Annotated in this window: 1 pseudogene; it reads left to right on the top strand. The window is 68.1% G+C overall.

Going from position 1 to position 697, the window contains the following annotated elements:
- Nucleotides 1–697: pseudogene (locus ABD317_RS37465) on the top strand (LamG domain-containing protein); the annotation flags it as partial.

Here is a 697-nt window from a genome sequence, read left to right as displayed (position 1 = left end):
CGGTGTTCGAGGCGCCGCAGCCGATGATGTGGGATTCGAGCACCGGCACCGGCACGGGCACGGGCACGGGCGCGCGGAGCAGCGTCGGTGGTGACCCGGCGGGTGAGCCGGGGGCGGGGGAGTCGGGCAAGCTGGCGCCGGTCGATGTCGAGGTGGTCGAGGGGCCCGACCAGTTGGTGCTCACACCGGACGCGCGGGTGCTGACAGGCGCGGACACGGTGTTTCCGGTGTTCATCGATCCGCAATGGTCCTCGCCGCGGGCGTCGGCGTGGACGTTCGCCTCGAAGTACTGGGCGTCGTCGCCGCAGTGGAAGTTCAACGGTGAGAACAACTCCGGGATGGGTTACTGCGGCTGGGACTACTGCGCTCCGCACGACACCAAGCGGGTCTTCTACCGCATCCCGACCTCCCGGTTTGCGGGCAAGTCGGTGTTGTCGGCGGAGTTCGTGGTGCGCAACGTGTGGTCGGCCCCGTGCTCCGCGCGGAGCGTGGAACTGTGGCGGACCAAGGGCATCAGCTCATCCACGACGTGGAACAGCCAGGATTCGGGCTCTGGTTTCTGGCTCGACAAGCTGGACACGCGCTCTTTCGCCCACGGCTACGACGGCTGTGCCGCGAAGGACGCGGAGTTCGGTATCCGCGCAGCGGTGCAGCAGGCGGCGGACAAGAAGTGGTCGACGATGACGTTCGGGCTGCG

It is taken from the genome of Streptomyces synnematoformans (assembly GCF_039531005.1).
In the GTDB taxonomy this organism is placed as follows: Bacteria; Actinomycetota; Actinomycetes; order Streptomycetales; family Streptomycetaceae; genus Streptomyces; species Streptomyces synnematoformans.
Note: the sequence above shows the minus strand (reverse complement) of the source record. Positions and strands in the feature narration are given on the sequence as shown.